This is a genomic window from Priestia sp. P1_B12_1 (assembly GCF_056406695.1).
Map to the genome: position 1 here is coordinate 1 of NZ_JBFTZR010000043.1, position 5298 is coordinate 5298.

General features: G+C 36.0%; 9 protein-coding genes. 3 read left to right on the plus strand and 6 right to left on the minus strand.

All coding sequences use genetic code 11. The features are described from left to right. Nucleotides 1-39 precede the first annotated feature (39 nt). Nucleotides 40-249, plus strand: coding sequence for an alpha/beta-type small acid-soluble spore protein (locus tag AC1D0Y_RS29200; RefSeq protein WP_013084442.1), 210 nt, complete (start codon nt 40-42; stop codon nt 247-249). Nucleotides 250-332: 83 nt separating this feature from the next. Further along, nucleotides 333-491, plus strand: a complete 159-nt coding sequence (locus tag AC1D0Y_RS29205) for a hypothetical protein (protein WP_192995136.1) — start codon at nt 333-335, stop codon at nt 489-491. 218 nt (nt 492-709) lie between these two features. Here AC1D0Y_RS29205 and AC1D0Y_RS29210 read toward each other — a convergent pair whose 3' ends face one another. The 6 genes from AC1D0Y_RS29210 to AC1D0Y_RS29235 form a co-directional block, all read right to left on the minus strand. Continuing rightward, the gene (locus AC1D0Y_RS29210; RefSeq protein ID WP_477708413.1) at nt 710-1342 is read right to left on the minus strand and encodes an esterase/lipase family protein; all 633 of its coding nucleotides are present in this window, start codon (nt 1340-1342) and stop codon (nt 710-712) included. A gap of 431 nt (nt 1343-1773) precedes the next feature. Continuing rightward, nucleotides 1774-2604, minus strand: a complete 831-nt coding sequence (locus tag AC1D0Y_RS29215; protein ID WP_477708415.1) for a DUF3231 family protein — start codon at nt 2602-2604, stop codon at nt 1774-1776. A gap of 47 nt (nt 2605-2651) precedes the next feature. Further along, the gene (locus AC1D0Y_RS29220; protein ID WP_477708416.1) at nt 2652-2729 is read right to left on the minus strand and encodes a hypothetical protein; all 78 of its coding nucleotides are present in this window, start codon (nt 2727-2729) and stop codon (nt 2652-2654) included. A 248-nt stretch (nt 2730-2977) separates the two neighbouring features. Further along, nucleotides 2978-3469 (minus strand): general stress protein, encoded by a 492-nt coding sequence (locus AC1D0Y_RS29225; protein ID WP_477708414.1) that lies wholly within the window; start codon nt 3467-3469, stop codon nt 2978-2980. Nucleotides 3470-3934: 465 nt separating this feature from the next. Continuing rightward, nucleotides 3935-4321, minus strand: coding sequence for a hypothetical protein (locus tag AC1D0Y_RS29230; RefSeq protein ID WP_060747252.1), 387 nt, complete (start codon nt 4319-4321; stop codon nt 3935-3937). Between the two features lie 18 nt (nt 4322-4339). Then, complete coding sequence (locus AC1D0Y_RS29235) at nt 4340-4603, minus strand: DUF1292 domain-containing protein (protein WP_060747251.1); 264 nt, start codon at nt 4601-4603, stop codon at nt 4340-4342. 585 nt (nt 4604-5188) lie between these two features. On the opposite strand from AC1D0Y_RS29235, the gene AC1D0Y_RS29240 reads away from it, so the two are divergent. Then, on the plus strand, nt 5189-5298 hold a 110-nt coding region (locus tag AC1D0Y_RS29240; RefSeq protein ID WP_477708417.1), incomplete at its 3' end, for a small, acid-soluble spore protein, alpha/beta type.

Consider the following 5298-nt stretch of genomic DNA (forward strand, 5'->3'; position numbering starts at 1 on the left):
TAGGTAGGAAACTTAAGAAAAACAAGGAGGTGACACAACATGGCAAACAACAACAGCAGCAACAACAACGAATTATTAGTATATGGTGCTGAACAAGCAATCGATCAAATGAAATATGAAATCGCTAGCGAATTTGGTGTAAACCTTGGTGCTGATACAACTGCACGTGCAAACGGATCAGTAGGTGGCGAAATCACAAAACGTCTTGTACAAATGGCTGAGCAACAACTTGGCGGCGGACGTTTCTAAGACAACTTTATAATTGATGGCTGAAGGAAGAATGGGTCTCCATTCTTCCTTTTTGTACGAATAAAAAGGTAAGGAGAGATCATATGCAGCAACATCAATCAGCTAAAGAAAAGGCGGGTTTTACTGAGAAACCAGCAGCTTCTGCAACAAATGCACAAAAAGTAAAACAAGAAATCCAAAGAGACGTAAGTGAAGGACAAGGTGCCATGACTTCTCGAGAAGCAGGCGCAATGCGCGATTAAAAATCAATTTGTGCGGTTTTTAATCCTCGATTCTTTGTACAAAAACCTAAAAAAGTACCTCGATTAACTGAGGTACTTTTAGCACTCTACTCTATTTCGGCGCGGGAGCTGCTTTGACTTCGATTGTTTCATCGAGTACATGCTGGTGAAACACAAAGGCAAACATTCTGATTCTAAATATATAAAAGTCGATCCTGCCTTGTTCACCTGAAAAATAACTAGTTTGTATTTTGTCCCCCGCCATTCAGCCCTTCTTTTATGTACGCGTTAACCTGACTATTTGAAAGCAATCCAATATGTCCAATGCCATAAAGTTGAATATTTCTTGCTCCTTGCAGCCTAGAGAGACTATTAGCAACAATTTGATCATTTATGCTGTAGATCGACGTATAAAGAATTTTTTGATTGAGATCTGTACCCGGGAGGGCTGTCGAAGAAACTAAACCATTCGCTCCTCCTAACGTCACGACATTTTCAATCTTATTCCCTCCCCCTAGATATTTAACATAGTACAGTGTGTTTGCTCCCCCCATACTATGAGTAACAATATCTACCTTTTTAGCTCCCGTCTCTTTCAACACTTGATCAATGTATCGAGCAAGCTGAGGTCCATTATTCAAATTGTTGCCTGTCTTATCTATAAAATCAATAGCATAAAGATCATTGCGATCCCACCCTTGAGCAATTAAATAGTTTTTGATAGCAATAAAGTTATAGGACGCGCCGCTGATTCCATGAACAAGAACAACCGGATTGTGATTTGCTTCAGCCCTAGCATTCGAAGGCTGAATTCCTAATGCAGATACAACCAGAGATAAAGCAAGAATTAATGCGACAAACGTTTTCTTCATTTCTTTTCTCCTCCTCAAAATATGTAAGTAACAACATCTATAGATTATATATAAAAATCCTAATATGGTAAACTTATACTTATAAGTTATTTAAAGTTATATTTTTTGTTATCTGTGGTATTTTTTTATAATAACTTATATGACAATGAGCATTACCTACTTCTATTACGTTAGATCCTTTTTATAATTTTTAAAAACCTCCCCCCCCGGAAATAATTTTGAGGGATCGTACGAAAAATAGGCTTATATTTTGTTTTCTCTTCTTGATTACTGTCCGTTTTATGTTAACTAAGAAGGAATATCACATACAATCTAAACACAAAAGAACTACTGCTCTTGAACAGCAGCTCTTTCTCTTTATACGTAAATATTTTAAAATACCTTCAGTAGCATGCTCGGAGGATTAAATATTAATTTATTAAGAACGTTTTCTAATCATCTAACCTTTTACGGTCGTCTGCTTGGGGAGGCTTTTCCATCCACTGATTATCAATCATATCTTTCCCAATACGGCTATAAATCCACAAGCTATCCAAGGCCGCCTTTTCACAGTGTGCTGAAATATCGGCTCTCATACTTGCAATAAGAGTTGCGTTATAATAAGTGACTGCTATACCAAAAAAGAAACCCGTTTGAAGAAGCATAAGCCGATCTGAAAAAGGAGCAATATTGGAATTTGTAACCTCTGTTTCGCATGATTTAGGCAGATGAAGATTGTCTTTGGTTAATAAGGATGAAAACACATCAATGTGTTTGTTTTTTACTTGCAGGCTTTTTTCTAATAATGCTCGTACGTTTTGATTTTTTGAAACTTGTGAAAAGCCAAGGATCATCGCTTTGGCAATAAATGTTTTGTTTAAATTAAAATAAGCATGTCCACTTTCTATTATATTTATCGGTCTCTGTTTACCGAACACATCCGTTACATAGTGGTAATGTTCAATCATTTCCACCTTATTAGGTGTTATATAGGTAGGTGGTTGCTGATAAAGTTGCTTGGAAACAAGAAGGTCCTTAGTTTTTTTATAAATCTCCATCGCATCAAGGTTGCATTGATAATAAAAATCTACAATGTCTGGGCGTAAGGAAGTCGTAAATGATAAACTCATTTCATTATGTCCGTGTGTGCTCATCATATAAAGGGATTTAAGACACAAAACGTCCGTAAATAGAGGAGGAGCTTCTAAGTTTACGTCTTCTTCTGTAAATCCTTTAGGAATAGGAAACTTCTCTTTCTTAAATAATGCTTTTAAAGCATCTATGTGTTTAAGTGAAGAGCCGTTTGAAAAAGGCTATGTATCTCAGGATCTTAAATTGTGTGAAGCATATATTTATTTACACATACAGATAATGTTTCACGGATATAGTGTGTCCATAAATTTGCCATTTCCGGAGATGTTAATCGATTCTTTTTTTGCAATTTTCTGTTCCTCCGTATCAAAGCTCATTTTTTCTTAACTTCCCCTCCTTTTTAGCTTTCATACCAGTTAGCTTTTCTTTTAATATTTCCGCTAAAAAAGAAAAAGCTGCTCAAATGAGCAGCTTTTAAAAAACACATACTTAATGAAAGATGAGGAATTGGGGTTCCTATGTTCTTAGTTTGCCCACAAACTCGAATTTTATTCTTCTTCCTACCTATTCATGCTTACGATGTTCTCCGTATAATGATTTATCATAAACGGAGTCACCCTTTGCAAAAGGAGAATCTTCTCTACTTCCTAAGAACTGATTTGTTTTTGTCTCTCTATTAGCTTTTACTAGCAATAATACTTTTCCTTTTTGCAGATCATCTGCATAAGGTCCTGCTTCTGTAAGAGGGACACCTAAGTTAATTAAACACTTTTCTACTCTTGCTTTATCACTACGAATCTCTTTAGGGTGATCTGGTGAAAACATATGTTTAATTTTATCCATAATCGACTCATCTTGGTGATTTTGTGCTGTGGTTTCAACTTTCTTTACGTCAATTCCCTCTCTGCTTTCTACTCTCGAATAGTCCTCTTTATCGATATCTTTGCTGGTTACAAGAGAAAGGTCCTTCTCTTGAAAACCTTGTGTCTTTAAGTTTTGAATAGCGGTTACAATATCTTCTTCATTATCATACGTACCTATCACGTTTTTTGTCACGAGCAGTTCCTCCTTCTAGTAAAAAAATGGTTTATATCAATTAATTCGTTTATGGTACTTGTAATACCCTGGCCTCTTTTTCTAAAACATTCAAAAAATTAGACAATCATTGTTTAGGTAGATAGCCCTTACGGAAACGCCAGCACCAAAAGTTCGCAAAGTATTAAAAGCGATTCAACGAAGCTACGGAGCTTCATGAAAGGATCGCTCATTATATAATTGATATGATAATGAAATGTATCTGCCAATGCTATTGAAGAGCAAGTAGGAATCGCTTGTGACACCGCTATTGACTTCCGTGCAAGACTTCGCTTTCCACGGGCGGGCGCTAGAAGCAATAAAACATATGAAACCTACGTTTACCATCATAATAAAAAGATCCGAACGATAAACCGTTCGGATCTTTTTAAAATACGTTTCTCTCATTCTCTTTTTAAGGGAAGATTTAATTGAAAAAAATCAAGATTAATTATTGTTTTGTTTATATTCTGCATCAAATGAGTTTTCACCGGCATGAACAGACAGCAAAGTATCAGCATAGCCAACCAGCCTGTTGACCAGCTCATCTGCAATTGCATAAACCAGAGGATGGATTTCTGCTCTAAATAGTGCTGGATCATCTAAAATGACTGTAGTGTTAATAAACATATCTCTATTTCCATAAAGGTTATAATGAATCATTGCCTTTCCTGCAGCTCCACCTGTTCTTGGATCTTCATAACCTGGAAGAAACACGTACCATTCTTCTGCTGTAGCAGACCGGAAATTTTTCGTAAAGGTCATTCCGTTGATCACTTTTTCAATCTGCATTTTTTGTTCCAAATGAGCTGCATCTACAATTTTCTTCTTCATAACGCACTCCTCATCACATTAGCTGAATTCTCCGTCAGCAGGCGTAGCCTCTACAGCGATTTGATAAGCATCTAAAATGGAGTCACGTTCCTCAGGATCGGTCAATCCAACAAGATATTGTTCACCCTTTTCATCTTCAATGCGCATCAACAGCACTTCCCCGTTCGATTGCAGCAAAGCATAAGTCTGATTTCTCATATCAAATAAAGCCTCCACTGCATATTGCTTTTCAATACCTCTTTCATCTTCAATGGTTATAAAATCTCTTTCCCTACTCCTCACTTCTCGTTCACCTCCACTAAAAATCTTCCCGGTTACTTTACCCGTTCTTCTCTGTTTCTATAATTTTATAAAATGAAATTCAATAGCCACCGCTAGTATGGAGTTTGGTTATAGATATAAGTTATTTATTCGTCTATTGGAGAGTGAAACTTTAAGAAATGATTAAAAAAATGTTTTTACGATAACGTGTTGTGAATGACATTCATGGCAATAACAATTAATTTCTAAAGCATCTTCTGTGAGAGTATGTATAGTTTCTTTTCTGCACTTTTTACAGTATTCTTTTTTCTGACGTGTTTTTGACAATATAACCTCTTCCTCTCTTGCATTTTTAATTTTATGTTTAGTATAAAAATAACTATTGATACGGTATTTAAAGAGGATTGCAATGGCGATTGCAATCCTCTTCTCACATGGAAACTTTTAGATAACAAGGAAATGAAACATCTAATCCCACTTTTTACAGTGTCAGTTGTTTCTAAAAATTAGTATGTCACCCTGATAAGGAAATAAACACCCATAATTTACCGTGTATATACTTCTTGGCCCCTAGGAAACTTAAGAAAAACAAGGAGGTGACACAACATGGCAAACAACAACAGCAGCAACAACAACGAATTATTAGTATATGGTGCTGAACAAGCAATCGATCAAATGAAATATGAAATCGCTAGCGAATTTGGTGTAAACCTTGG